Origin of the sequence: Methylobacterium sp. 22177, assembly GCF_052045615.1 — a bacterium.
GTDB lineage: Bacteria > Pseudomonadota > Alphaproteobacteria > Rhizobiales > Beijerinckiaceae > Methylobacterium > Methylobacterium radiotolerans.
This window is the reverse complement of record NZ_JBQEPK010000001.1, coordinates 35,687-62,212: the sequence shown is the minus strand read 5'-3', so window position 1 is coordinate 62,212 and position 26,526 is coordinate 35,687. Positions and strand designations below refer to the sequence as shown.

Annotated in this window: 24 protein-coding genes; 18 read left to right on the top strand and 6 right to left on the bottom strand. The window is 69.0% G+C overall.

Annotated elements, in window-relative coordinates; genetic code table 11:
* Positions 1–23: 23 nt before the first annotated feature.
* The gene (gltB, locus tag ACTJK8_RS00320; RefSeq protein ID WP_440761350.1) at positions 24–4,739 is read right to left on the bottom strand and encodes a glutamate synthase large subunit; all 4,716 of its coding nucleotides are present in this window, start codon (positions 4,737–4,739) and stop codon (positions 24–26) included.
* Between the two features lie 601 nt (positions 4,740–5,340).
* Here gltB and ACTJK8_RS00315 point away from each other — a divergent pair.
* Positions 5,341–6,126, top strand: coding sequence for a hypothetical protein (locus ACTJK8_RS00315; protein WP_440761349.1), 786 nt, complete (start codon positions 5,341–5,343; stop codon positions 6,124–6,126).
* A 23-nt stretch (positions 6,127–6,149) separates the two neighbouring features.
* On the opposite strand, the gene fdhD is transcribed toward ACTJK8_RS00315, so the two are convergent.
* Positions 6,150–6,992, bottom strand: a complete 843-nt coding sequence (gene fdhD / locus ACTJK8_RS00310; protein ID WP_440761348.1) for a formate dehydrogenase accessory sulfurtransferase FdhD — start codon at positions 6,990–6,992, stop codon at positions 6,150–6,152.
* Positions 6,993–7,293: 301 nt separating this feature from the next.
* Between fdhD and coxB the strand changes: the two genes are divergently transcribed.
* From coxB to ACTJK8_RS00260, 10 genes are all read left to right on the top strand, one after another.
* The gene (gene coxB, locus ACTJK8_RS00305) at positions 7,294–8,133 is read left to right on the top strand and encodes a cytochrome c oxidase subunit II (protein ID WP_012317061.1); all 840 of its coding nucleotides are present in this window, start codon (positions 7,294–7,296) and stop codon (positions 8,131–8,133) included.
* Positions 8,134–8,183: 50 nt separating this feature from the next.
* On the top strand, positions 8,184–9,812 hold the full coding sequence (ctaD, locus tag ACTJK8_RS00300; protein ID WP_012317060.1) for a cytochrome c oxidase subunit I: 1,629 nt from the start codon (positions 8,184–8,186) through the stop codon (positions 9,810–9,812).
* Between the two features lie 215 nt (positions 9,813–10,027).
* Positions 10,028–10,978: a heme o synthase gene (locus ACTJK8_RS00295; RefSeq protein ID WP_012317059.1), complete on the top strand. Its 951-nt coding sequence runs from the start codon at positions 10,028–10,030 to the stop codon at positions 10,976–10,978.
* Between the two features lie 5 nt (positions 10,979–10,983).
* Positions 10,984–11,148, top strand: a complete 165-nt coding sequence (locus ACTJK8_RS00290; protein WP_012317058.1) for a hypothetical protein — start codon at positions 10,984–10,986, stop codon at positions 11,146–11,148.
* 10 nt (positions 11,149–11,158) lie between these two features.
* Positions 11,159–11,770, top strand: a complete 612-nt coding sequence (locus tag ACTJK8_RS00285) for a cytochrome c oxidase assembly protein (protein WP_012317057.1) — start codon at positions 11,159–11,161, stop codon at positions 11,768–11,770.
* Positions 11,771–11,917: 147 nt separating this feature from the next.
* Positions 11,918–12,781: a cytochrome c oxidase subunit 3 gene (locus ACTJK8_RS00280; RefSeq protein WP_012317056.1), complete on the top strand. Its 864-nt coding sequence runs from the start codon at positions 11,918–11,920 to the stop codon at positions 12,779–12,781.
* Between the two features lie 148 nt (positions 12,782–12,929).
* Positions 12,930–13,304, top strand: a complete 375-nt coding sequence (locus ACTJK8_RS00275) for a DUF983 domain-containing protein (RefSeq protein WP_012317055.1) — start codon at positions 12,930–12,932, stop codon at positions 13,302–13,304.
* Positions 13,301–14,065: an SURF1 family protein gene (locus ACTJK8_RS00270; RefSeq protein WP_440761347.1), complete on the top strand. Its 765-nt coding sequence runs from the start codon at positions 13,301–13,303 to the stop codon at positions 14,063–14,065. The genes ACTJK8_RS00275 and ACTJK8_RS00270 overlap by 4 nt, the downstream gene beginning before the upstream one ends.
* A 212-nt stretch (positions 14,066–14,277) precedes the next feature.
* Positions 14,278–15,393 (top strand): dimethylsulfone monooxygenase SfnG, encoded by a 1,116-nt coding sequence (sfnG, locus tag ACTJK8_RS00265; RefSeq protein ID WP_440761346.1) that lies wholly within the window; start codon positions 14,278–14,280, stop codon positions 15,391–15,393.
* Positions 15,394–15,435: 42 nt separating this feature from the next.
* Positions 15,436–16,692 carry an SfnB family sulfur acquisition oxidoreductase gene (locus ACTJK8_RS00260; protein WP_063111078.1) on the top strand — a complete coding sequence of 419 codons (1,257 nt, stop codon included), beginning with the start codon at positions 15,436–15,438 and terminating at the stop codon, positions 16,690–16,692.
* Positions 16,693–16,700: 8 nt separating this feature from the next.
* Here ACTJK8_RS00260 and ACTJK8_RS00255 read toward each other — a convergent pair whose 3' ends face one another.
* The 3 genes from ACTJK8_RS00255 to ACTJK8_RS00245 all read right to left on the bottom strand — a co-directional run bounded on the left by ACTJK8_RS00255 (position 16,701) and on the right by ACTJK8_RS00245 (position 18,158).
* Positions 16,701–17,588 carry a cation diffusion facilitator family transporter gene (locus ACTJK8_RS00255; RefSeq protein ID WP_024827910.1) on the bottom strand — a complete coding sequence of 296 codons (888 nt, stop codon included), beginning with the start codon at positions 17,586–17,588 and terminating at the stop codon, positions 16,701–16,703.
* 97 nt (positions 17,589–17,685) lie between these two features.
* Positions 17,686–17,904 carry a hypothetical protein gene (locus ACTJK8_RS00250; protein ID WP_012317050.1) on the bottom strand — a complete coding sequence of 73 codons (219 nt, stop codon included), beginning with the start codon at positions 17,902–17,904 and terminating at the stop codon, positions 17,686–17,688.
* Positions 17,901–18,158, bottom strand: a complete 258-nt coding sequence (locus ACTJK8_RS00245; protein ID WP_024827911.1) for a hypothetical protein — start codon at positions 18,156–18,158, stop codon at positions 17,901–17,903. The genes ACTJK8_RS00250 and ACTJK8_RS00245 overlap by 4 nt, the downstream gene beginning before the upstream one ends.
* A gap of 98 nt (positions 18,159–18,256) precedes the next feature.
* On the opposite strand from ACTJK8_RS00245, the gene queA reads away from it, so the two are divergent.
* Both queA and tgt read left to right on the top strand, forming a co-directional pair.
* Positions 18,257–19,321: a tRNA preQ1(34) S-adenosylmethionine ribosyltransferase-isomerase QueA gene (queA, locus tag ACTJK8_RS00240; RefSeq protein ID WP_059409004.1), complete on the top strand. Its 1,065-nt coding sequence runs from the start codon at positions 18,257–18,259 to the stop codon at positions 19,319–19,321.
* Entirely contained in the window at positions 19,318–20,454 is a 1,137-nt protein-coding gene (gene tgt / locus ACTJK8_RS00235; protein ID WP_440761345.1) for a tRNA guanosine(34) transglycosylase Tgt, read from the top strand. Before queA ends, tgt begins: the two co-directional genes overlap by 4 nt.
* A gap of 7 nt (positions 20,455–20,461) precedes the next feature.
* On the opposite strand, the gene ACTJK8_RS00230 is transcribed toward tgt, so the two are convergent.
* Positions 20,462–21,505: a hypothetical protein gene (locus ACTJK8_RS00230; RefSeq protein WP_440761344.1), complete on the bottom strand. Its 1,044-nt coding sequence runs from the start codon at positions 21,503–21,505 to the stop codon at positions 20,462–20,464.
* A 291-nt stretch (positions 21,506–21,796) separates the two neighbouring features.
* On the opposite strand from ACTJK8_RS00230, the gene ACTJK8_RS00225 reads away from it, so the two are divergent.
* The 5 genes from ACTJK8_RS00225 to ACTJK8_RS00205 all read left to right on the top strand — a co-directional run bounded on the left by ACTJK8_RS00225 (position 21,797) and on the right by ACTJK8_RS00205 (position 26,318).
* Positions 21,797–22,675: a methionyl-tRNA formyltransferase gene (locus ACTJK8_RS00225; RefSeq protein ID WP_083374250.1), complete on the top strand. Its 879-nt coding sequence runs from the start codon at positions 21,797–21,799 to the stop codon at positions 22,673–22,675.
* Positions 22,676–22,679: 4 nt separating this feature from the next.
* A complete protein-coding gene (locus tag ACTJK8_RS00220; protein ID WP_179240046.1) occupies positions 22,680–23,981 on the top strand; it encodes a glycosyltransferase family protein in 1,302 nt (433 codons plus the stop codon).
* A 145-nt stretch (positions 23,982–24,126) separates the two neighbouring features.
* Positions 24,127–24,879, top strand: a complete 753-nt coding sequence (locus tag ACTJK8_RS00215) for a class I SAM-dependent methyltransferase (protein ID WP_043072881.1) — start codon at positions 24,127–24,129, stop codon at positions 24,877–24,879.
* Positions 24,880–25,393: 514 nt separating this feature from the next.
* A complete protein-coding gene (locus ACTJK8_RS00210; RefSeq protein WP_143739318.1) occupies positions 25,394–25,738 on the top strand; it encodes a hypothetical protein in 345 nt (114 codons plus the stop codon).
* Positions 25,739–26,036: 298 nt separating this feature from the next.
* A complete protein-coding gene (locus ACTJK8_RS00205) occupies positions 26,037–26,318 on the top strand; it encodes a hypothetical protein (RefSeq protein WP_024827918.1) in 282 nt (93 codons plus the stop codon).
* Positions 26,319–26,526 lie beyond the last annotated feature (208 nt).

Genomic DNA, 26,526 nt, shown 5'->3' with positions numbered 1-26,526 from the left:
ACCGCCCGGTCTGAGGAAGCTGCCTACTCGGCGGCCACCGGCATCCGCGCCATCTCCATCTCGCGCAGGGCCCGGCGGTACTCCACCGGCATCACCTTCACGAACTTGGTGCGGTAGCCGCTCCAGTCGTCGAGGATCGCCTTGGCGCGGGGGCTGCCCGTGTACTTGAGATGGTTGGTGATGAGCTGCGTCAGCCGCTCCTCGTCGTGCCCGGACATGTCGGCCAGGATGTCGACCCGCCCCTTGGTCTCCAGATCGCCGTCCTGGTGGAAGCGACGCATCAGGTCGTCCTCCTCCTCGACCGGCTCCAAGTCGACCATCGACAGGTTGCAGCGCGCCGAGAACGAGCCGTCCTCGTCGAGCACGTAGGCGATGCCGCCGGACATGCCGGCCGCGAAGTTGCGCCCGGTCTCGCCGATCGACACGACCACGCCGCCGGTCATGTACTCGCAGCCGTGATCGCCCATGCCCTCGACCACCGTGATGGCGCCCGAATTGCGCACCGCGAAGCGCTCGCCCGCGGAGCCGCGGATGTAGCACTCGCCGGCGATCGCCCCGTACAGCACGGTGTTGCCGACCATGATGGTCCGGTCCTGCGGCGACTTCAGCGCGTCGCTCGGCCGGATGATCAGCTTGCCGCCCGACAGGCCCTTGCCGACGTAGTCGTTGCCGTGACCGGTCAGCTCGACGGTCACGCCGGCAGCGACCCACGCGCCGAAGCTCTGGCCTGCCGTGCCGGCGAGCCTCACCACGATCGTGTCGTCGGGCAGGCCCTCGTGGCCGTGCGCCTTCGCCACCGCGCCGGAGAGCATCGCGCCCGCGGCCCGGTCCGAGTTCCGGATGGTGTCGGTGATCACCACCGGCTCACCGGTCTCGATGGCGCGCTGCGCCTTCTCGATCAGGCGCCGGTCGAGGACCGTGTCGATCGGGTGGTGCTGCACCTCCACGTGGCGGATCGCCGTGCCCTCGGCCACCTTGGGCCGGTGGAACAGCTTCGTGAAGTCGAGCCCGCGCGCCTTCCAGTGGGCGATGGCCTCGACCTTGTCGAGCACGTCGGAGCGGCCGACCGCCTCCTCCAGCTTCGTGAAGCCGAGCGACGCCAGGATCTCCCGCACCTCCTCGGCCACGAAGAAGAAGTAGTTCACCACGTGCTCGGGCGTGCCCTTGAAGCGCTTGCGCAGCACCGGATCCTGGGTGGCGACGCCCACCGGGCAGGTGTTCAGGTGGCACTTGCGCATCATGATGCAGCCGGCGGCGATCAGCGGCGCCGTCGAGAAGCCCATCTGGTCGGCGCCGAGCAGCGCCGCGATCATCACGTCGCGCCCGGTCCGGATGCCGCCGTCGGCCTGGAGGGCGACGCGGCCGCGCAGGCCGTTGAGCACCAGTGTCTGCTGGGTCTCAGCCAGCCCGGTCTCCCAGGGACCGCCCGCGTGCTTGAGGGAGGTCAGCGGCGCCGCGCCGGTGCCGCCGTCGAAGCCGGAGATCGTGATGTGGTCGGCGCGCGCCTTGGCGACGCCGGCCGCGACCGTGCCGACGCCGACCTCGGAGACGAGCTTCACCGACACGTCCGCCGACGGGTTCACGTTCTTCAGGTCGAAGATCAGCTGGGCCAGATCCTCGATCGAGTAGATGTCGTGGTGCGGCGGCGGGGAGATCAGGCCGACGCCCGGGGTCGCGTAGCGGACCTTGGCGATCTTGGCGTCGACCTTGTGGCCGGGCAGCTGACCGCCCTCGCCGGGCTTGGCGCCCTGCGCGACCTTGATCTGCATCATGTCGGAATTGACGAGGTATTCCGTCGTGACGCCGAACCGCCCGGAGGCGACCTGCTTGATCGACGACCGGCGCGAGCGCCCGTCCGGCAGGGGCTTGAACCGCTCGACCTCCTCGCCGCCCTCGCCCGAGTTCGAGCGGCCGCCGAAGGAGTTGAGCGCGATGGCGAGCGTCTCGTGCGCCTCCTTGGAGATGGAGCCGTACGACATGGCGCCCGTGGCGAAGCGCTTGACGATCTCGGAGGCCGGCTCGACCGCGTCCAGCGGGACCGGCACGCGGCCGATCTCGGTGGCGGACTTGATCCGGAACAGGCCGCGCAGCGTCTTCAGCTGGTGCTCCTGGCGGTTCACCAGCTCGGCGTATTCCCGGTAGCGCTCAGGCACGTTGAGGCGCACGGCGTGCTGCAGCGTAGCCACCGTGTCGGGCGTCCAGGTGTGGGTCTCGCCGCGCAGGCGGTAGGCGTACTCGCCGCCGACATCGAGGGCGTTGCGGTAGACCGGCGCGTCGCCGAAGGCGTCGCGGTGACGGCGCGCGGTCTCCTCCGCAATCTCCGCCATGCCGACGCCCTCGATGGTCGTGGCCGTGCCGAAGAAGTCGCGGCCGACGAAGGTCGAGTTCAGGCCGACCGCGTCGAAGATCTGCGCGCCACAGTAGGACTGGTAGGTGGAGATGCCCATCTTGGACATCACCTTCAGCAGGCCCTTATCGATCGCCTTGATGTAGCGGTAGATGATCTCGTCGTCGGTGAGGTCCGGCGGGAACTCGTCCTTCATGTCGAGCAGCGTCTCGAAGGCGAGGTACGGGTTGACCGCCTCGGCGCCGTAGCCGGCGAGGCACGCGAAGTGGTGCACCTCGCGCGGCTCGCCGGACTCGACCACGAGGCCGACCGAGGTCCGAAGTCCCTTGCGGATCAGGTAGTTATGCACGGAGGCCGTGGCCAGCAGCGCCGGGATCGGGATCCGGTCCGGCCCGACCGCCCGGTCGGTGAGCACGATGATGTTGTAGCCGCCGCGCACCGCCGCCTCGGCGCGGTCGCAGAGCCGGTCGAGCGCCCCGTCCATGGCCGCCGCGCCGGTCTCGGCCGGGTAGGTCATGTCGAGTGTCTTGGTGTCGAACCGGTCCTCGAAATGCCCGATCGAGCGGATCTTCTCCAGATCCGCGTTGGTCAGGATCGGCTGGCGGACCTCCAGGCGCTTGCGCCGGGACGCGCCCTCCATGTCGAGCAGGTTCGGCCGCGGCCCGATGAACGAGACGAGGCTCATGACGGCCTCCTCGCGGATCGGGTCGATCGGCGGGTTCGTGACCTGCGCGAAGTTCTGCTTGAAGTAGGTGTAGAGGAGCTTCGACTTCTCGGAGAGCGCCGAGAGCGGCGTGTCCGTGCCCATCGAGCCGACCGCCTCCTGGCCGGTGACGGCCATGGGCTGCATGAGCAGCTTGAGGTCTTCCTGCGTGTAGCCGAAGGCCTGCTGGCGATCGAGCAGGCTGACGTCGCCCCGCGACTCGCGCGGCTGCACCGGGCGCAGATCCTCCAGCACGATCTGGGTGTTCTTCACCCAGTCGGCGTAGGGGTGCGCGGCGGCCAGCTCGCCCTTGATCTCCTCGTCGGAGACGATGCGGCCCTTCTGGAGGTCGATCAGCAGCATGCGGCCCGGCTGGAGGCGCCAGGACTGGACGATCTTCTCGTCCGGGATCGGCAGGGTGCCCATCTCGGAAGCGAGCACCACGAGGCCGTCGTCGGTCACGATGTACCGCGCCGGGCGCAGGCCGTTGCGGTCCAGGGTCGCGCCGATCTGGCGGCCGTCCGTGAAGGCCACGGCGGCCGGGCCGTCCCACGGCTCCATCAGGGCAGCGTGATACTCGTAGAAGGCGCGCCGCTCCTCGCTCATCAGCGGGTTGCCGGCCCAGGCCTCCGGGATGAGCATCATCATCGCGTGGGCGAGCGGGTAGCCGCCCTGCACGAGGAACTCGAGGGCGTTGTCGAAGCAGGCGGTGTCGGACTGGCCCTCGTACGAGATCGGCCACAGCTTCGAGATGTCGTTGCCGAACAGGTCGGAATCGACGCTCGCCTGGCGGGCCGCCATCCAGTTGACGTTGCCGCGCAGCGTGTTGATCTCGCCGTTATGCGCGACCATCCGGTAGGGATGCGACAGCCGCCAGGTCGGGAAGGTGTTGGTGGCGAAGCGCTGGTGGACGAGGGCGATCGCCGAGACGAACCGGTCGTCCTTCAGGTCGAGGAAGTAGCCGCCGAGCTGCGTGACCAGCACCATGCCCTTGTAGACGATGGTCCGGGTCGACACGGAGACCGGGTAGAACTCCTTCACCCGCGGGTCGTCGAGGCCGTAGACCTTGTTGGAGATCACCTTGCGGGCGACGTAGACCCGGCGCTCGAACGCGTCCTGGTCGGTGACCGAGGCGGGCCGGCCGATGAACACCTGACGGTGATGCGGCTCGGTGGCCTTCACGGCGTCGCCGAGATCCTCCGGGTCCACCGGCACGTCGCGCCAGCCGAGGAGCGGAAGGCCCTCGGCGGCCAGGGCCGATTCGACGATCTCCTGAATGATCGCCCGGGGCTCCTCCGCCTTCGGCATGAAGAACTGCCCGATGGCGTACGAGCCCGCGGGCGGAAGCTCGAAGCCGAGACGCGAGCACTCCTCCGCGAAGAAGCCGTGCGGGATCTGCGTGAGGATGCCGCAGCCGTCACCCATCTTGGGATCGGCGCCCACCGCGCCGCGGTGATCGAGGTTCTCCAGGATCTTCAGACCCTGCTCGACGATCGCGTGGGTGCGGCGGTCGTGCATATCGGCGATGAAGCCGACACCGCACGCGTCGCGCTCGTGAGCCGGATCGTAGGAACCCTGGGCTTTCGGAAGGGCGGGGTCGCGCACGATGAGCGGCATGGCGCCGCCGCGGGGGGCGGCAGCCTGGGCCGTGGACGCAGCAAACTCGTCGGCGGGTCTGCGTTGTGACATGCTTCGTCTCGTCCTTCCCTCGAACCCGTCCGCAGCCAAGAACCCGCGAGCATGTTTCATGCCCGCAAGCCGTCGGCGCCCCGCGCTCGGCCTCTTGCCGCAGGCCATCCGGCCGGTCCCGGAAGACCCGTCCGTCGGCTCGCGTTCATCGAGGACCCGGACCGCTCGAGGAGCGGCGCGCTGGCGCGCCCGTGTCCGTCTACCGTTCTCTCTCGCCCGCGCGCGAGACGGCGACGGCCGGGATGCACGGCCGATGGGACAGTTGTGCTGTCCTAAGTCGCGAAACTGCCAGATTGAAATGTTTTCAGCAAGAGACAGCCGGCGGGCACGGTGTCGCCGCTCTGGACGACGGGTCGCGGCACGCATCGCGCCTCCGCAATCTCGCCCGAATCGCGGGGTCTACCGGGCAGGCCGAGCACAAGCGGCATGCGGGGCAACGACCTCGCCGGCATGGTCGAGGTCCGGGTCCACCGGCCCGGACCATGCCGGAACCGGACACTCTGCCGGGTCTCCAAACCCAGAACGCACAAGAGTGACGATGACGAGCAGAGTCGCTGCACGCCTTCAATCCCCGTTGATCAGAACGCTTCGCGCCGGCTTCATGTCGGCGCTCGCTCTCGTGGGAGCGAGCGCCGACGCGCGCGCGCAGTTCGCCTTCGAGGACGAAGTCCTTCCGCCGCGCGTCGTGGCCTGGCGCCTCGCCGACCGCGGGTTCAGCGGCCTGAGCCGTCCGCGCTTCGACGGGCGGGTCTACGTGGTCGACGCCGTCGGTCCCGCCGGCGCGCCCGTCCGGCTGTTCGTCGATCCCATGACGGGTGCAATCGTGGGCCGCCGCCCGATCGGCGCGCCCGAGACGGTCGCGCGGCTGGAGCGGCCCGCACCGGGATTCGGCTGGACCGAGGACGAGGTGGTGCCCCGTCGCGCGATGCGCCCCGTCCCCTCCGAGGACGGCCCGGTGGCGCGGCCGCAGCGCCGGCCGGCCGGCGAGGCGCTGCGGCCTGACGCCAACCCGGAAGGCGTGAATCCTGACAATGTCGGCCGGACCGCTCCGCCGAAGCGGGTCGCGCGCGGGGCGCTCGCCAGGACCCCGGAGTTGAAGCCGCCGCCCCGAACCTCCCCCCAGGCGCCGGCCCCCAAGCTCGCGCCGGCCGATGCGGCCAAGGCGGATCCGAATGCCGGGCCGGCGCCCGAGACCAAGGCGGCGTCGATCGAGAAGACGCCCGCCGCGGCTCCCGCGCCACCGTCCGCCACGCCGTCGAAGCCGGCCGACGCCGCCGTGGCAGGAGCGCCCAAGCCGGCCGCGAAGGACTGGAAGGACCCGCCCACCGACAAGAAGCCGGTCCGGGTGATCGGGGGCGCGACCGTCGTCCCGGGCCAGGCCGAGTAGTCTCGGAGACCGAGGCGAGCGCGTCACGCGCCGTCGGTCAGCCGCTCGGCGCCCGTGAACACCGTGACCGTGTCGGCCCGCGCGATGGCGCAGAGCGTCATGCCGTAGGAGCGGGCGCGCTCCAGGGCCAGGGACGTCGGCGCCGAGATGGCGACGATGACGGCCGCCCCGAGGCGCGCGGCCTTCTCGACCATCTCGAACGAGCAGCGGCTGGTGATGACCAGGAACCCGGCGTCCACGGCCGTGTCCGTCCGCATCAGGGCGCCGATCAGCTTGTCCAGGGCGTTGTGGCGGCCGACATCCTCGCGGACCGCGGCGAGGCCGCCGTCGAGGCGAGCCCAGGCCGCGGCGTGGACCGCGCGGGTCTCCGCACCGAGCCGCTGTGCGCCGTCGAGGTCCGCCAGGGCGCGCGCGATGGCCGGCAGCGCGACCCGGACCTCGGAGGCCGCCCGGCCTCCGGCCCGCGGCAGCTGCGCCAGATCCTCGATGCCGCAGACCCCACAGCCGGTCCGGCCGCTGATGGCGCGCTTGCGTGCCAGATGCTCGCGGAGCCGTCCCGGCGCGAGATCGACGTGGAGGCGAAGTCCGTCCGGCCCGGCCTCCACCCGGGTCGCGCGGATCTCCTCCGCGCTGTCCACGATGCCCTCCGTCAGGCTGAACCCGTAGGCGAAATCCTCGAGGTCAGCGGGCGTCGCCATCATCACGGCGTGCGGCACGCTGCCGTAGACGAGGTTGACCGGCGCTTCGACGGCGAGCGGCCGCGTGCCCGATCTCGGCGCCGAAGCCGTATAGGGCATCACCTGCATGGGCGCCGGCACCGCGCAGGGCAGAGGACCGGACGTGAGGCTGCCGGTTTGCGTGGACATCGTGGACTCCGCAGGCGTGACACGAACGCGTCGCGACGCTTCATCCCCGGCGCGACGCGACGGGGAACAATTTTGCCGCCCCCCTAGTGCGCCGACGCCACGAGGCGCCGTCAACTGGCTGGAAAGCGCGCGATGCGACGCTTGTGCGGTTGCACGTGGCCGGCCCTTGTGGTCTGAAGCGCCGGTCGGATAATGCCGGGTAACACAACCGGTACTCCGTCACGTCGGTACAATCCCGCACGCGGTCAAGACGGGAAGGTCCGGCGGCAGCCAGATAGTTCAGGGGAGCCACGAGAGGCAGATGCGGACGGTGCGGACGATCAACCGGTCACTCTGGAGCCTCGCCGCTCTCGGCGCCCTGCTCTTCCCGATATCCGGCGCGCAGGCCGCGGGCTTCGGTCAGCCCGTGCCGTGGGAGATGGACCGGCAGATCCCGGTCACCGAGAACGCGCGCGACATCCTGAACTTCGAGATCGGACTGCACTGGCTGTCCCTTGCCATCTCGGTCTTCGTCCTCGGACTCATCCTCTGGTGCGTCTACCGCTTCGGCGAGAAGCGGAACCCGACGCCCTCGCGGACCACGCACAACACCGCCATCGAGATCGCCTGGACGATCGTGCCGGTGCTGATCCTGGTCGCCGTGGCGATCCCGTCCTTCCGCCTGCTGCGCACGCAGCTCTCGGATCCGAAGGCCGACATGATCGTCAAGGTCATCGGCCATGCCTGGTACTGGTCGTACGAGTACCCGCAGACGGAGGCCGGCGGCGGCTTCACGTTCGATGCCAACCTCGACGAGGACAAGCAGCCGCGCCTGCTCCAGACCGACAACGAGATGGTCGTTCCGGTCAACAAGATCGTGAAGATCCAGGTCACCGCCGCCGACGTGCTGCATTCCTGGGCGATGCCGGCCTTCGGCTTCAAGATCGACGCCGTCCCCGGCCGGCTGAACCAGATGTGGTTCAAGGCCGACAAGGAGGGCACGTTCCACGGCCAGTGCTCGGAGCTGTGCGGACAGCGCCACGCCTACATGCCGATCGTGGTTCGCGTGGTCAGCGAGCAGGCCTACGCCGACTGGCTGAAGGAGGCGAAGACCAAGTACGCCCGCATCGACACCGGCACGAGCGTCGCCGAGGCGCGCTGAGCCCCGGCTGACCGACCCGAACCCATCAGATCCACAAGGCATCCGAATCCATGGCTACAGCCGCAGCCCATGCAGAGGCCCACGAGGTCCACGACCATAAGCCGTCGTTCTTCGCCCGCTGGTTCCTGTCGACGAACCACAAGGACATCGGCACGCTCTACCTGCTCTTCGCCTTCTGCGCCGGCATGATCGGTGCGTTCCTCTCCTTCGGCATCCGGATGGAGATGGAGGCGCCCGGCCTGCAGTACTTCTCGAATCCCGCGACCTACAACGTCTTCGTCACGGGCCACGGGCTCATCATGGTGTTCTTCATGGTGATGCCGGCGCTGATCGGCGGCTTCGGCAACTGGTTCGTGCCCCTCATGATCGGCGCGCCCGACATGGCGTTCCCGCGCATGAACAACATCTCGTTCTGGCTCACGGTCGCGGGTTTCTGCTCGCTGCTCTGCTCGCTGTTCGTCGAGGGCGCTCCCGGCGCGTCCGGCGCCGGCACCGGCTGGACCGTCTACCCGCCGCTCTCGACCGCCGGCCATCCCGGCCCGGCCGTCGACTTCGCCATCTTCGCCCTGCACCTGTCGGGCGCGGGCTCGATCCTCGGCGCGATCAACTTCATCACGACCATCCTGAACATGCGCGCCCCGGGCATGACGCTGCACAAGATGCCGCTCTTCGCCTGGGCCGAGCTGGTGACCGCGTTCCTCCTGCTGCTGTCGCTGCCGGTGCTCGCGGGCGCCATCACGATGCTGCTGACCGACCGCAATTTCGGAACGACCTTCTTCGATCCGGCCGGCGGCGGTGACCCGATCCTGTACCAGCACCTGTTCTGGTTCTTCGGTCACCCCGAAGTGTACATCATGATCCTGCCGGCCTTCGGCATCGTGTCGCACATCATCGCTACCTTCTCGCGCAAGCCGGTCTTCGGCTACCTCGCGATGGCCTACGCCATGGTGGCGATCGGCGTGGTCGGCTTCGTCGTGTGGGCCCACCACATGTACACCGTCGGTCTGTCGCTGCAGACGCAGTCCTACTTCGTGTTCGCCACGATGGTGATCGCCGTCCCGACCGGCGTGAAGATCTTCTCGTGGATCGCCACCATGTGGGGCGGCTCCATCCGCTTCACCGCCGCGATGCACTGGGCGGTGGGCTTCATCTTCCTCTTCACGGTCGGCGGCGTCACCGGCGTCGTGCTCGCCAACTCGGCGGTCGATAAGTACCTGCACGACACCTATTATGTGGTGGCGCACTTCCACTACGTCCTGTCTCTCGGCGCCGTGTTCATCATCTTCGCCGGTATCTACTACTGGTTCCCGAAGATGACCGGCCACATCATCCCGGAATGGGCCGGCAAGCTGCACTTCTGGCTGGCCTTCATCGGCGCGAACATCCTGTTCTTCCCGATGCACTTCCTCGGACTGGCCGGCATGCCGCGCCGCTACGCCGACTACCCGGACGCCTTCGCCCAGTGGCACAAGGTGTCGACCTACGGCGGCCACATCTTCGGTCTCGGCATGTTCGTGTTCGTGATCGGCGTGGTCCTGGCCTTCCGCTCGAAGGAGCGGGCCGCGGACAACCCGTGGGGTGAAGGCGCCACCACCCTCGAGTGGACGCTCTCCTCGCCGCCCCCGTTCCACCAGTTCGAGACGCTGCCCCGCATCGTCGACGAGCCCGGCGCGCACTGATAGACACCCCGCGAGGGCCGCATCCGCGGCCCTCGCCCTTACCCGGAGGCCGGTCGGCCGACCTCCCGGCAAGGGCGAGCGATGAGGGCGATCCGCACGGGCCGAGGTAGACTCCCTGGGCCCCGCTCACGCCGATCCTTGGAACACGTCGAATTCGAGACACGACTCGGCCGTGACGCGCGCGGCCGGGCGCCGACACAGCAGCGGCAGACGCGATGACGAGCCTGACGAACACGATCGGACCGGACGTTCCGGGTCCGGCCCTCACGACCGCCGGCGGCGACGTTCCGGACTACTTCGCCCTGCTGAAGCCCCGGGTGATGGTCCTCGTCATCTTCACCGCGCTGGTCGGCATGGTGGTCTCGCAGGGCCACGTGCAGCCGGCCATCGGCGCGATCTCGCTCCTCGCCATCGCGGTCGGAGCCGGGGCGTCCGGCTGCCTGAACATGTGGTGGGACGCCGACATCGATGCGGTCATGAGCCGGACCGCCACCCGGCCGATCCCGTCGGGCCGGATCACCTCGGAGGAGGCGCTGGGCTTCGGGCTGTTCCTGTCGGTCGCCTCGGTGGTCGTGCTCGGGCTCGCCGCCAATCTCCTGGCCGCCGCGCTCCTCGCCTTCACCATCGTGTTCTACGCGGTGGTGTACTCGATGTGGCTGAAGCGGGCGACCGCTCAGAACATCGTCATCGGCGGCGCCGCGGGCGCCCTGCCGCCGGTCATCGGCCAGGCGGTGGTGACCGGGTCGATCGGCATCGAGTCGCTGATCCTGTTCGCCATCATCTTCATCTGGACCCCGCCGCACTTCTGGGCGCTCGCCCTGATCAAGGCCGACGAGTACGCCCGCGCCGGCATCCCGATGATGCCCAACGTGGCCGGCCCGGCCTCCACCCGCCGCCAGATCGTGTGGTACTCGCTGCTCCTCGCGCCGCTCGGCCTCGTCCCGGTGGCGCTGGGCTTCGGCGGGCTCGTCTACGCTGTGGTCGGCCTGGTGGGCGGCCTCGGCATGGTGGCCTTCAGCATCCGGGTGCTTCGGAACCCGGAGGGCGATGCCGAGCGGCGCGCCGCCATGGGCATGTTCGGCTTCTCGATCCTCTACCTGTTCGCGCTGTTCTCGGCGCTCCTGGCCGAGCAGAGCTTCGGCCTGTTCCGCCCGGTCCTGGGTTGAGCGCCATGGCGGATCCCGAGATCCAGTACCGGCCGCTCACGCCCGAGCAGGAGGCGCGGCGCCGCAAGCGGTCGATCGCGATCGCGCTGGCCCTCGGTGCCTGGGTTCTGCTGTTCTTCGTGCTGACGATCGTCAAGCTCGGACCGCAGATCCTGAGCCGGCCGATCTGAGGCGTTCGCGATGACACTTCCTCCTTCAGGACCGAGCCGGGCCGCGACGCGAACAGCCCTCGCCTGCGCGGGTCTCGCCATCGGCATGGTCGGCCTCGCCTTCGCGTCGGTGCCGCTCTACGACGCCTTCTGCAAGGCAACCGGCTACGACGGCACGCCCCGGCAGGGGCCGGCGCTCTCGGCCTCAGCGGCGCGGACCGACGACAGCATGGTCGTCCACTTCGACACGAACGTCGCGCCGGGCCTGCCCTGGAAGTTCATCCCGGAGGTGAGCAGCGTCGAGGCGAAGCTCGGCGAGACCAAGACGGTCTTCTTCCGTGTGCAGAATACCGGCAGCACGCCCTCGGCGGGGGTCGCCACCTTCAACGTCCAGCCGGGGCTGATGGGCGGCTATTTTGTCAAGATCGCCTGCTTCTGCTTCAACGAGCAGACGCTCCAGCCGGGCGAGACGTTGGACGTGCCGGTGGTCTTCTACGTCGATCCGGCCGTGCGGGACGACTCGAACACCGCGCATCTCTCGGAGATGACGCTATCCTACACGTACTTCGCCTCCAAGAACGGCCAGCCGGTCAAGGCGACGGTGGCGAAATCGTCTTCTCCGGGCACGAAGGGCGATTTCTGATCGCGGCCTCGTGACAACACGGGGCTGCACCGACTAAAGCTGCGGGCAAGCTTGGGTGTGGTGCGTGCCGCGCCCGGCCAAGAGCAAGCAACGAACAGCGTAAGGCCGGGAACGGCGCAGGGCGCGAGGGTGAGGAGCGACGGGACGATGGCCGAGGCGCACGCCAAGAATCACGACTTTCACATCCTGAATCCGAGCCCGTGGCCGTTGCTCGGGGCCTTCTCGGGCTTCCTCATGGCGTTCGGCGCTGTGTTCTGGATGAAGAGCCTCCAGATCGGCACCCTGAGCCCGGGACCCTACATCTTCGGGGCCGGCACGATCGGCGTTCTCTACACCATGTACGCGTGGTGGAAGGACGTCGCGCACGAGGCCAATTCCGGCGACCATACCCGCGTCGTGCAGTTGCACCACCGCTACGGCATGATGATGTTCATCGCCTCCGAGGTGATGTTCTTCGTCGCGTGGTTCTGGGCCTACTTCGAGGCCGCCCTCTACACCGCCGACCCGATCCAGGTCTCGCGCGTGGAGTTCACCGGCGGTGTCTGGCCGCCGAAAGGCATCGAGGCGTTCGATCCCTGGCACCTGCCGCTCCTCAACACGCTGATCCTGCTGACCTCGGGCACCACCGTGACCTGGGCGCACCACGCGCTGATCGAGGGCGACCGCAAGGGCCTGAAGTACGGCCTGTGGCTGACCATCATCCTCGGCGTCCTGTTCACCGCCTGCCAAGCCTACGAGTACAGCCACGCCGAATTCGGCTTCTCGGGCAGCATCTACTCGTCGACCTTCTTCATGGCGACGGGCTTCCACGGCGCCCACGTGATCATCGGCACGATCTTCCTGGCAGTGTGCCTGTTCCGCGCCTACGCGGGCCAGTTCACGCCCCGTCAGCACCTCGGCTTCGAGTTCGCCGCCTGGTACTGGCACTTCGTCGATGTCGTGTGGCTGTTCCTGTTCGCCGCCATCTACGTGTGGGGCTCCGGCGTGTTCCACGGCGGCGGCGCTCACTGAGCGGAACCATCTCGCCGCTGCATGGCGGACCTGCGAAGGGCGGCTCAGGCCGCCCTTCTGCATTTCCGACGCCGCGCGATCCCCATATCGAGGGGGCGGCCCCGACGCGGGGCATGGCGCCCGCGCGGAACAGGTCTGGAGTGTGCCCGTGGACGACCGAACCTATTCGCCGCCGCCGCCGATCCCCACCGGCCTGCGCGGCCGCTGCCCGCGCTGCGGCGAGGGTCATCTGTTCAAGGGCTTCCTGACCCTGCGCCCGTCCTGCGAGGCCTGCGGCCTCGACTACGCGCATTTCGACTCGGCGGACGGGCCAGCCTTCTTCGTCATGTCGATCGTCGGCCTGGTCGTCGTCGGCCTCGCCCTGTGGCTGGAGATCACCTACGAGCCGCCGATCTGGGTCCACGCCCTCGTGGCGCTGACGCTCTCGGTCGGACTGAGCCTGATCCTGGTGCGGCCCCTCAAGGGTCTGCTGATCGCCCTGCAGTTCAGCAACCGGGCCGAAGAAGGGCGCTTCAAGCCGTGACCGCGACCGAACCGCAACGGGCTGCCTGGCGCGACCTCGTCGCGCCGGGACTCGCCTCGCTGATCGCGCTGGCCATCTTGCTGGGCCTCGGAACGTGGCAGCTCGAGCGCAAGGCCTGGAAGGAAGATCTCATCCTCCGGCTCGTCCGTCAGACCCGCGCGGAGCCGGTAGCGCCGCCGGCCGCGGAGTCCTGGGATCCGGCACGCGACGAGTTTCGCCATGTCCGGGTCGCCGGCCAGTTCCTCAACGATCGTGAGACCCTGGTCCACGGATTGGCGCCCGGCGAGACGCCGGGGCGCGCCCTGCAGGGGTACTACGTGCTGACGCCGTTCCGCCGCGAGGATGGCAGGCTCGTGCTGGTCAACCGGGGCTTCGTTCCCACGGAACTGAAGGCGCAGGGCGATCGCCAGGACGGCCTGATCGACGGGCCGACGACGGTCACCGGTATCCTTCGCGCGAGCGAGGCCCGGGGGATGTTCGTGCCGGAGCCGGATCCCGCACGCGGGGAGTGGTTCAACCGGGATATCACCGGCATCGCGGCGGCGCGCGGTCTCGGAACGGTCGAGCCCTACCTGATCGAGGCGGACGCCGTTCCCGGACAGACGACTTGGCCGCGCGGCGGCCAGCTGCGGGTCGACCTGCCGAACAACCACCTGCAATACGCGTTCACGTGGTTCGGCCTCGCCGCCTGCCTGATCGGCGTGTTCTCGGTCTTCGCGTGGCGTCGCCTGCACGATTCGCCCGCGGTGCGCGCCGCCTAGAATAAAGCCGCACGCGCAGGATCTCGGCGAAGAAGAGTCTCGCCGGGATCAGCCCAAAAAAGGCAACCCGTTCCTTTGACCGACGGCCATCGCCCCGGAATACTTTCTGTGTTCTTGAGCGATCGGCCGCGCTCTGCATAGTGTATTCAGTTCGCGGCGATCATCCGAAGACGTCACGGCGCCTGACCGCCGTGCAACTGAGGTAACGCCGGATGACCAGCCATCTCGCCAACTCGGCGGCGCGCGCGCCGATCCGCTTCGCCTACTGGGTGCCCAACGTCTCCGGGGGCCTCGTGATCAGTAAGATCCCCCAGCGCACGAGTTGGGACGCCGCGTACAATCGGAAGCTAGCCCAGATCGCCGAGGAAGCGGGCTTCGATTACGGGCTGACGCAGATCCGGTTCACCGCGGGTTACGGCGCCGAGCACCAGCACGAATCGGTCGCTTTCAGCCACGATCTGCTGGCCGCGACCACCAAGCTCAAGGTGATCGCCGCCCTCCTGCCCGGGCCGTGGCATCCCACGCTCGCCGCCAAGCAGATCGCAACGATCTCACAGCTCACCGAGGGCCGCATCGCGGTGAACATCGTCTCTGGCTGGTTCTCGGGCGAATTCCGGGCGATCGGCGAGCCATGGCTGGACCACGACGAGCGTTACCGCCGGTCTGAGGAGTTCATCCGGAGCCTGCGCGGGATCTGGACGCGGGACAATTTCACCTTCCGCGGCGACTTCTACCGCTACAGCGACTACACGCTGAAACCCAAGCCCGTCGATCCGCTGCCCGAGATCTTCCAGGGCGGCTCGTCGCGCGCCGCGCGCGACATGGCGGCCCGGGTCTCCGACTGGTACTTCACCAACGGCGGCACGCCGGAGACCATCCGCGCCCAAGTGGACGACATCCGCGCCAAGTCGGCCGAGACGGGCAATCATCCGCGGATCGGCGTGAACGCCTTCGTGATCGCCCGCGACACCGAGGAGGAGGCCCGCGCCGTTCTCCAAGAGATCATCGACAACGCCGATCCGGACGCCGTGAAGGCCTTCGGCCACGAGGTGAAGAATGCCGGCAAGGCCTCTCCCGAAGGTGAAGGCAACTGGGCGAAATCGAGCTTCGAGGATCTCGTCCAGTACAACGACGGCTTCAAGACCAATCTGATCGGCACGCCCGACCAGATCGCCGAGCGGATCCTCGCGCTGAAGGATGCCGGTGCCGACCTCGCCCTGCTGGCATTCCTGCATTTCCAGGAGGAGGTCGCGTATTTCGGCGCGCACGTGATCCCGCGGGTCCGCGCCCTCGAGGCCGCCCGCGACCGGCGTGCCGAGGCGGCCTGAGCGCCGCAGACTCGATCGAAACTTGCCTGACCGGAGTGAGCCATGAACATCGCCGTGGATGCGCGCGCACTCGAGCCGGAGCGCCGCCCGGGCGCCCCCGGCCCCGCGCGGCCGCCCTCCCCCGCCCACGTGATCCGTGACGACGCCGAGGCGCTGGCCGCGGCTCACCGGCTCGCGGCCGATTTCCGCGCCGGCGCCTCGGAGCGGGACCGCCACGCCGTGCGGCCGCTGGCGGAGCTCGACGCCTTCTCGCAGAGCGGGCTCTGGTCGATCAACGTGCCGCGAGCCTATGGCGGCCCCGAGGTCTCCTACCGGACCCTCGCGCAGGTGATCGCCATCGTGGCGGCCGCCGATCCGGCCATCGCGCAGATCGCCCAGAACCATCTCGGCATCCTGGCAGCCATCCGGACGGTGTCGGACGAGGCGCAGAAGCACCTGCTGTTCGGCGAGGTGCTGCGCGGCGCGCGCTTCGGGAACGCCTTCTCGGAGCGCGGCACCAAGCGGGCCGCCGATTTCGATACCCGCTTCACCGATCACGGCGACCACGTCGTGGTCCGGGGTCAGAAGTTCTACGCCACGGGCGCCCTCCTCGCGCATCTGGTACCGATCGTCGCCCTCGATGAGGATGGGCGCGCCTGGTATGCCATCGCCGAGCGGGACGCGCCCGGGCTCACTGTGATCGACGACTGGTCGAGCTTCGGCCAGCGCGGGACCGCGAGCGGGACCGTGCTGATCGACGACGTGCGCGTGCCCAGGACGCATCTCGTGCCCGCCTGGAAGGGCTACGCGGCGCCCAGCGCCGACGGCGCCGTGTTCCAGATCATCCAGGCGGCGGTCGATGCCGGGATCGGCCGCGAGGCCCTCGACGACACCATCGGCTTCGTCCGCGAGAAGGCCCGGCCCTGGATCGACAGCGGGCTGGAGCGGGCCGCCGACGATCCCTACACGATCCAGGCGATCGGCGACCTGACCATCCGGCAGCACGCCGCCGAGGCGCTGCTCGACCGGGCCGGACTCGCCCTCGACGCGGCCGTCGCGCGGCCGGACGCCGAGACGGTCGCGGCGGCGCAGATCGCGGTCGCCGAGGCGAAGGTGCTGACCACCGAGGTCGCCCTGGCGGCGTCGAACAAGCTGTTCGAGCTGTCGGGGACCCGCTCGACCCTGGCGGCGGAGAATCTCGACCGTCACTGGCGGAACGCGCGCACGCACACGCTGCACGACCCGGTCCGCTGGAAATACGCGATCGTCGGCAACCACGCCCTCAACGGCGTGAACCCGCCGCTCCACGCCTGGAGCTGATCGGCGGCCTACAGCACCGGCAATCCCCGCGCCTTGGCCTCCTCGCCGGGCTCGACATGGATGGTCACCACCGCCCCGGGGATCGTCGTCTCCAGGGCGGTCTCGAGCCGGTCGCAGATCGCGTGCGAATCCTCGACGGTCATCGCGCCGGGGACGACGAGGTGGAAGTCGATGAAGGTCGCCTGACCGGCAGAGCGCGTGCGCACGTCGTGCGCCTCCAGCGCGCCCTCGCCGTGCTGGGAGATGAGCGACCGAATCTGGCTCACCATCTCGGCCGGGGCGGCCCTGTCCATGAGGCCGTCCACCGACTCCCGAACCATGCGGAAGCCGGACCACAGGATGTTCAGGGCGACCAGCCCGGCCACCACGGGATCGAGGACGGGGTAGCCCGTCAGCACGACGGCGCAGACGCCGGCAAGCACGCCGCAGGACGTGACCACGTCGGCGAAGACGTGGCGCGCGTCTGCGATCAGGGCCGGCGACCGCCACCGCCGGCCCCAGCGCATCAGCGCCGCCGCCCAGACCGCGTTGACGATCCCGGCCGCGAAGTTGATCGCGAGGCCGATCGCGGGCGCGTCGAGGGGCTTCGGGGCGAGCAGGCCGAAATAGGATTCGCGCAGGATCAGCAGCGCCGCCACCACGATCAGCGCGCCCTCGATCACCGCCGAGAAGAACTCGGCCTTGTGGTGACCGTAGGGGTGGTCCTCGTCGGCCGGTCGCGCGGCGACCTTCAGGGCCACGAAGGCGCCCACCGCGGCGACCACGTTGATGATGCTCTCCAGCGCGTCGGAGTAGAGGGCGAGGCTGCCGGTGAGCCACGCCGCGTAGAACTTCATCGCCGTGACGGCGAGGCCGATGCCCGCGCTGAAGAGGGCAGCTTTCTGGGTGCGGTCCATGGTTCGCGCCGTTGGGGTGTCGCCGCGCCCATACGGCACCGGCCATGGGCAAGGCCACGGCAAAGGTTCGACGCCGTCGAAAACGTGTTAGCCGCGGCTAAGTCTCCGACGAACCACCGTTGTCCCGGGCGGCTTCGCGTCGGCGGCTCGGCTCCGCCCTGGCGCGCGCGGCCTCCGCCTTGCGCAGGTAGCGACGGCGCTGCCAGGCGAAGCGCGCTCCGGCGGCGAGGGTCTCCAGCCGGGCGGCCTCGCGCTCCCAGAACCCGAGGAGCTGCCCGTCGAGGGTGACCCGCCGGGGGCGACCGCGGGGCGTCACGCGTCGCTCCCCCGCGGCGCCGGCGGCACGCCCGTCTCGGCCACGACCAGGGCGTCCGGATCGCCGCGGAAGCTGCCGGCGCCGGTATTCGGCACCGGGATTCCGGGGCTGCCGAAGGGCTGGCTCGGATAGGCCGATTCGAACTTCGCGCGGGCGGTGTCGGGATCCTCGGCCTTCAGCACGATCTCGGACGTGCCGGGGAGCGGCCAGCGGGGATCGGCGACGTCACGGGGGCGAACGGCGTACCAGGGCATGGATCGGGGGCCTCGCGTCTCGGTGACGCTGGAAACGGACGCGCTCCCCGGCGGTTCCGCGGTTGAAACCGCGTGCTGTTCGGTGCAGGCAGCCGGCGATGCGCGTGGACCTCTTCGATTTCGAGCTGCCGGAGACCAGCATCGCCCTGCGCCCGGCCGAGCCGCGCGATGCCGGGCGGATGCTCGTGGTCCGCCCCGGCGCCCCGCTGGCCGACCGGACCGTGCGCGACCTGCCGGACGCCCTCCGGGCGGGCGACGCCCTGGTCTTCAACGACACGCGGGTGATCCCCGCCCGGTTGAACGGCGTGCGCACCCGCCCCGGCGCCCCCGGCCAGCGCACGGAGGTGATGCTCCACCTGCGCGAGGCCCCCGACCGGTGGCGCGCCTTCGCGCGTCCGGCCAAGCGGCTCACGGCGGGCGACGCGCTGCGCTTCGGCGATCTGACGGCGACCGTTCTCGAGAAGGCCGAGGCCGGCGAGATCGTCCTGGCCTTCGACCGGGCCGGGCCCGAGCTCGACGCGGCCATCGCCGCGGAGGGCGCCCTGCCGCTGCCCCCCTACATCGCGGGCAAGCGCGCCACGGATGCCCGCGACGCCACTGATTACCAGACGGTCTACGCCCGCAATCCCGGGGCGGTGGCGGCCCCTACGGCCGGCCTGCACTTCTCGGACGCCCTGCTGGCCGATCTCGACGCCGCCGGTCTGCAGCGCCATCACGTCACGTTGCATGTCGGCGCCGGGACCTTTCTGCCGGTCAAGGCCGAGGACACCGACGGGCACCGCATGCACGCGGAGATCGGCATCCTCGACGCCGCCACGGCGGACGCCCTGAATGCCGCGCGGGCCGCCGGCGGCCGGATCGTCGCGGTCGGAACCACGGCTCTGCGCCTGCTGGAGAGCGCGGCCCGCCCGGACGGGACACTCGCACCCTTTTCCGGACCGACCGAGATCTTCATCACCCCGGGCTACCAGTTCCGGGCGGTCGACGCTCTCGTGACCAACTTCCACCTGCCACGCTCGACGCTGTTCATGCTGGTCTCAGCCTTCTCGGGCCTCGAGACGATGCGCGCGGCCTACGCGCACGCGATCGGCGCCGGGTACCGGTTCTACTCCTACGGCGACGCCAGCCTGCTCTTCCCGGGCCCGCGCGCGGACACCCCATGACCGACAGCGCTCCCTTCCGCTTCGACCTGCTGGCCCGGGACGGCACCGCCCGGACCGGCATGATCGCGACGCCGCGCGGCGAGATCCGGACCCCGGCCTTCATGCCGGTGGGCACCGCCGCGACGGTCAAGGCGATGTATCCCGGCCAGGTCCGTGACCTCGGCGCCGACGTGGTGCTGGGCAACACCTATCACCTGATGCTGCGGCCCGGCCCGGAGCGCATGGCCCGGCTCGGCGGCCTGCACCGCTTCATGAACTGGGACCGGCCGATCCTGACGGATTCCGGCGGCTTCCAAGTGATGTCGCTCTCCGCCCTGCGGAAGATCGACGAGCAGGGCGTGACCTTCCGCTCACACATCGACGGCACAGCGCACCACATGAGCCCGGAGCGCTCCATCGAGATCCAGGGTCTGCTCGGCTCCGACATCCAGATGCAGCTCGACGAGTGCGTCCGCCTGCCGGCGGATCACGCGGCCATCGAGAAGGCCATGCACCTGTCCCTGCGCTGGGCCGAGCGCTGCCGCGTCGCGTTCGGCGACCAGCCCGGGCGAGCCCTGTTCGGCATCGTCCAGGGCGGGGACGTGCCGGCCCTGCGCGTCGAGAGCGCCCGCGCGCTGACCGATCTCGATCTCAAGGGCTACGCGGTGGGCGGCCTCGCCGTGGGCGAGCCCCAGGCCGTCATGTTCGCCATGATCGAGACGGTGGAGCCGCACCTGCCGACCGCGAAGCCCCGCTACCTGATGGGCGTCGGCACGCCGGACGACATCCTCGGCGCGGTGGGGCGCGGCATCGACATGTTCGACTGCGTGATGCCGACCCGCGCCGGCCGGCACGGCCTCGCCTACACGCGCCACGGACGGGTCAACCTGCGCAACGCCCGCCACGCGGAAGACACCGCGCCGCTCGACGTGGCCTCGACCTGTCCGGCCGCGCGGGACTATTCCCGGGCCTACTTGCACCACCTCGTGCGCTCGAACGAGATTCTCGGGATGATGCTGCTGACGTGGAACAACCTCGCCTACTACCAGGACCTGATGGCCGGCGCCCGCGCGGCGATCCGCGACGGCCGCTACGCGGATTACTGCGCCTCGACCCGTGCGGGCTGGGCCAGCGCCGAGCGCGCCGCCGCTTGACCGGGCATCACGGGTGGGCGAGCACCCGGTAGACCCCATCCGGATCGTCGCGGCCGGTGGCGACGGCGCTCGCGAGATCCGAGACGATGCGCGCCGCCACGGGCAGGCGGTAGTGCAGCGCGTCCCAGTAATTCGCGTCCCGGGTCGTGAGCGGCGAGATTCGGCGGAAATCCACCACGACCGCGCCGTGACGCGTCCCGATCATCGCGGCGCGCGCCTTGCATGCTTCCTCGCGCAAGCCGACCGCCGAGCCCGGTGATCCCTGCGCCGCCGCGTGAACCGGCATGAAGGCCACGATCTTCAGGGCCTCGACGGGCACGCGTCCGAGAAGATCGTCCAGGCGGTCGAGGGCCGGCATCGGCGCGTCGGGCGGTTCCGCGGCCGACGAATCGACGGCACCGGCGCGGATGTGGGCCTGGGCGCGAACGAGATCGTAGTGCGCCTCAGGTGGCGTGAACACCGCGTAGCCGTCGCCGCGGATCCGCGCCTGCGCCAGTCCGAGATCGGCGAGCCCGATTCGGACGGCCGTCGTGACCGCGCGCAGGCTGACCTGCCGCAGGACGTCGCCGGGCGCCGGGTCCGCATAGAGCCAGTCGGGGAAGGCGTGGGCGGTTCGGGCCGGCGGATCGGCGGCGCACCAGGAGGCGTCGAGGCCGAACAGGACCGCGCGGACCGGCCGGCGGGCCAGGAACAGCGCTGCGAGGCGAGCCTGCTCATCGGGCGTCGCGGCATTCACCGCCAGATTGGCGAACCGGACGCCGAAGGCCGCGTCGAGCGCCTGCGGGTCGAGCAGCCGCGCGGTCGAAGTGCCGAAGACCGCCGCGTCGAACGGCCCGCCGCGGGCGATCTGCGGATAGGAGAGCCGCTGATTGGCGTCCATGATCGGTCCCGGCGGATGCCCGGGCGCCGCCCGCAGACCGTAGGGATCGACCGCGGCCACGAAAACGGCCAGCGCCACGCCCATGCTGACGGCGCTGACGAGGAAGCTGCGCGCGAAGCCGACCCATCCTGCGGGCCGGGAGCCGGCTTGACCGTGTGAAGGCGAATCCATCGGGCGGCTTCATACGCCGTTTGGCCGGCCACGTCGCAGGCGCGCAACCGGCCGGGCGCCAGACACCGTGCGCAGACCCCTGATACAACGGCTGGGTGTAGAGCCTGCGACAAAAGGGCAACGGAAACATGTTGTTCCGGCGCGACAGCGCTTCCTGCACTTCTGCTGCTATGTATATGAGTACGGGTCGATTGCCGGCGCTTGACGATTTGATTTCGATGAAATTGATGATGATCACGGCACGCAGCCCGCGCGAACAATCTAGCAACGACACTCAGTGATCCAGTAGCGATGTCGAAGACGCCGTCGATCCTCGTGTGCGGGAAAAACAAGGTATGCGCCGACACACTCGAGGTCCTTCGTCGTAAGCTGCCAGATCACACGATCGTGTACGTTTTCGCCGACAAGGATGAGACTTCCGCGCGGGTCGCGCGCGACGTGGCGCACCGCCTCGGGATCGAGAGCCGCGGCGTCCGAAATGCCGAGGCCTTCGCACGCACCTATTTCGAGATCGATCCCACTCTGCTCCTGTCGGTTCAGTTCTCGATCATCTTGAGACACGACATCATCGAGCACGGCGGCGACCGACTCATCAACCTCCACTTCTCGCCGTTACCGCGCTACCGCGGGATGGCGCCCATCACGCTCGCCATCCTTAACGGCGACGCGACCTTCGGCGTGTCGCTCCACATCATCGATGCCGGGATCGACACGGGAGCCCTCGTGGATCAGGAGACCTTCGCGATCGAGGGCCGATCCAATCGCGAGGTCTACAGCCTCTGCGAGCAGGCCGGCGTGCGACTGATCGAGCGGAACGCGGCCATATTCGGGGCCGTTACCGCGACGCGCGGCCTGTCGGGTATGGCCGCCGTCCAAGACGACGCGGCGGCGACCTATTTCAGCAAGACGGATATCGACTACGCGCGGACAGAGATCGACTTCAACCGAACGGCGGCCCAGATCGACCGGCACGTGCGCGCCTACCTGTTCCCGCCCAACCTGTACGCGCGTATCACGGTCAGCGATCGGCGCTTCCGGGTCTTGCAGCCTCCGGAGGTCGGCGCGCGCTGCACGGATCGCAAACCCGGTCTGGTAGTGCAGAGCGATCCGCTGACCGTGACGACGCGCGACCGGATCCTGATCTTCAGACAGACAGAAGAAGATGCCTGAGCGCATGTCGAAGCCCACCCTGTTGCTGATGGATGTCTTCGGCATCCTCGATGCGAGCCGCAGCGGGCTTATCGACGCCTTCGCGGCGGCCGGATGCGACGTCGTCGTCGCGAACTTTGCCTATACCCACCTCAGCCAGTCGGAGGAGCTTTCCGAGACCCTGCTCGCCTTCTTGGAGGCCGACGGCGTTGCGATCGACGGCGCCCTGAGCATCAATGCGGTCGGGCTTTCCGCGCCGATCTATGAGGGTCTCGCGCGGCGCGGCGCGGCGCACGCGGCGTGGTTCGTCGACAGCCCCTTTTACTTCTCCGGCCTTGAGATCCCCGAGAGCGTATTGCTGAGCGTCGCGTGCAGCAACTTCGCAGAGCATCCGCAGGCGACCCGGGCCGACTGGCTGCCCTTCGCGGGCTTCGAGCCCCGGCCATCCCAGAACCGAGCCGCGACCTCGGTCGGCTTCCTCGGGTCGCTGCATCACATCGCGCTCTACGCGGCGCGCTCGCAGGACGGCCTCGTCGGTTCCCGCACCGGCCCTCTCCCGGTGGGGGTCGAGCTCCGTGATCGTATGCGTTCGCCATTCTTCATGATCGACGAGACGTGGAGTCTACCCGACGGCACGCCGGTCAACGCGATGGAGTACTTCAATTTCCAGTCATCGATGCACCGACTGGAACTCCTCTCCTACTTCTCGGCGACCGATCTGGAGATCCAGGGACCGCCGAGCTGGTACAAGGAACTCTGGACGGCAGCCCCTCACCTCCTTCACAAGTTTTCCGTGAACAGCGTCGCCGGCGAGCGGGAGATGCGGGCCTACATGGCCCGCTACCGCATCTGCCTGAATATCTTTCACATTCAGAATATGAACGGTGGCCCGAACTTCAGAAGCTTCGACGCCGCTTCGCACGGCGTCCCGTGCCTGTCCCAATATAACCGCGACTGCACCGCCCTCTTCCCGCACGGTGAGGCGGCCCTGTACTTTAATAACCCTGCCGAGGCGCTTCATCTACATCGGGAGCTCGACGGCAGTAGTCGGCTGAGACAGAAGCTCGCGGCGGCAGCCGCGCGGGTCGTTCGCGACGGGAACACGTTCAGCCATCGCGCCAGCCGCTTCCTCAACACGCTGGCGCTGAGACAGCGGGCCGGTACCGCCAGGGGCACAATCCGGCATCTGCGCTGGCAGGATGGCTGGACCGCCGAGCCGGAGGATGCAGCGCTGGCGGCAGCAGCTTCTCAGGAGCCTTCGCAGGCCGGAAGAGAGTTCCTGGCCCGAAATCCCATCCGTCGCTTCTTCGAACGGGCGCGCCGCTAACGCGCGCCGCCGCGCGCGCATTTCGAATCCGCGCGCGGGCCGTTCCACACGGGCAAATCGACAAACCACGTGAACCGATCGGCCGCGGCCCATATAGACTCAGGGCGTCCCCGCTCGGTGAGGGTGTGCGGCGTGGAAAGGCGGCATGACGTTCACGGCACACAACATCCGCCTCGCAGACGGGTCCGAGACCTTGCCAGAGGCGGGCTGGTTGATCGCCGACAGCCCCTGGACCCAGGCGGCGCTGCGCTCGCTCCGGCTGTTCTACGGGCACAGGCTGGCCGGCCGCTCGATCGTCGATCTGGGCTGCCTCGAGGGCGGGTACACGCTCGAGTTCGCCCGCGCCGGAATGCGCGCCACGGGTGTCGAGGTGCGCCGCTCCAATTTCGAGAACTGCCTACGGGTCAAAGATGGGGCCGGCGTCCCGGACCTCGGCTTCGTCAACGACGATGTTTGGAACCTCGCGGCCCACGGTCCCTTCGATGCCGCGTTCTGCTGCGGGCTGCTCTACCACCTCGACAGACCGGCCGCCTTCATCCGCCTCATGGCTGACTGCGTGCGCGACGTGATCATCCTGCACACGCATTTCGCGACTGACGAGAACCGAGACCTGTTCCAGCTCTCGCCGCCGGCGGAGAACGAAGGCCTGCCCGGCCGCTGGATGCACGAGCACGATCTCGACGACACCAGCCAGCTCGAAGCTCACAAATGGACCTCGTGGAGCAACAAGCGCTCCTTCTGGCCGACCAAGCCGGCCCTGATCCAGCTCCTGAAGGCGTGCGGCTTCGACATGATCTACGAGCAGTACGACATGCTCGGGCTCGACATCCGCGGTTCGATGGAGAGTGGCTACTACCACCAGCAGGGCCGAGGCATGTTCGTGGCCATGCGGACCTGAGCGGCGCAGTCGCCCGCGTCGATTCTGAGCTTCCTATCCACGAAGACTTGCGCCACCCGGGCTACCACGAACCTGATCAGCGATGTCCGCTTGATTACTGCGGCGAGTGAATCGCAGCATCATCCTTATTTCGCGAAGTCCCGCAGTCGTGTTCGCGACGAGCGTCGCTCTGTGGGTGACAGCCATCCTGCTTCTGCTTGCTTGGCCGCATCTTCGCGTGCGCGTGAGGGAGCGGTGTCGCCGCACGACCCGAACGCAGATTGAGCGCCTGCTCGTCGAGAACCGTTGGATGGAGCGCCTTGCCCGGGATGCGGCCGCGTTCGAGGCGCTCTGGTAACGGGTACTGGTCCGGCTGCACCGCGCCCATCTCTCGCGGCCGCTCCGCGCCGTCGTCCGGATCGGCAGCTTCGGACGGCTGGTCCGGGCGGAATTCGCGTCCTTCCTGCCGGCCGGGATCGCGTCCTGGACCTTTGTCGACCGCGCCAGCTCCGCGCAAGCAGGCTACCAGGCGCCGATGCTGCGGCGCCTGAAAGCGGCGGCCTGGGGTGTGGAGTACCAGGATCAAAAGTCCTTCGTCCTCCTCCGGGCCCGGACGCGCGTCGGGGTGTGCCTGCAATCGGCGGATCGCGACGTCGCGTACCTCCCGATCTCGGGCGACGCGGCGGCGGCGGCGCGTGCCGGATCGGCCGAGGCGTGCGTGATGGCCAACGGCCGCTTCAGCGTCGCGGCGCGCGCCCTGGCGGAAGAGCAGACCGTCCTGGCGCTGCACTGCTCGCAGATGGACCTGCTGCCGCCTCGGGACAGGTCGATGGTCGTGCCTCGCAGCGTCCGCGGCAGCGGGCACCAGTGCGCAGCCTGACCGCGCTCAGGCCCGCGTGGGAGCGCGTGAAATGTGCCGCGCGAGACCGATGACAGCTCTCGGAGCCGCAATCGTGAGAGACCCGCCGTCAAGCGCCCCGATCTGTCACGCCGACGGGCTTACCGGTTCGCCTGTCGCTGTTGGGAAGAGTCGCGGTGCTCGCCAACGCATCGAGCGCCCCTGACCTCGCCCGCCCGGTTCGCCGTGGCGGGCACATTTTTCCCCGATCGGGGCAACGCGCGCTTCACCATCCCGGGCAGACGCTGAGGCCGAATCGTGGTCCGCGCCGTTGAGGCGCATGGACCAGTCCGCGTTGCCCAGAACGGACCACCCCGCAACCGACCAGGACACCCTCGCCGAGTTGCCGGCGGGCGATTTCGTCAGGCGATGGCGGCAGATCACCGGCGAGCCGCCGGCCATTCTCCTGAATTCGCGGTCCGAGATGATAGCGCTTCTCGTGGAGAGCGTGCCCATCGCGCCGCTCACGCCGCCGGAGAGGATCCCAAGAATTGCGGAGGTCGACGAAGTGCCGTCTCAGAAACGCGGCCCGGCTGGTCCCGGCACACCTGATCCGGAATGACGCGGTACCGGCGAGCCTCGACGCCCTCGGACCTTTGCCGATGGCCGCGTTCGCGAGCACTTCGGAGCAGTGGCATCGTCGCGCGATCTGAGCTGGACGGTCGCGCATCACCTGCACGCGGACGCAGGGCAGCTTTCCGTTCTCACCGAGCTTGAGATCGCGGGAATTTTGGTCGGAGTGGCAGGATTTGAACCTGCGACCCCCACGT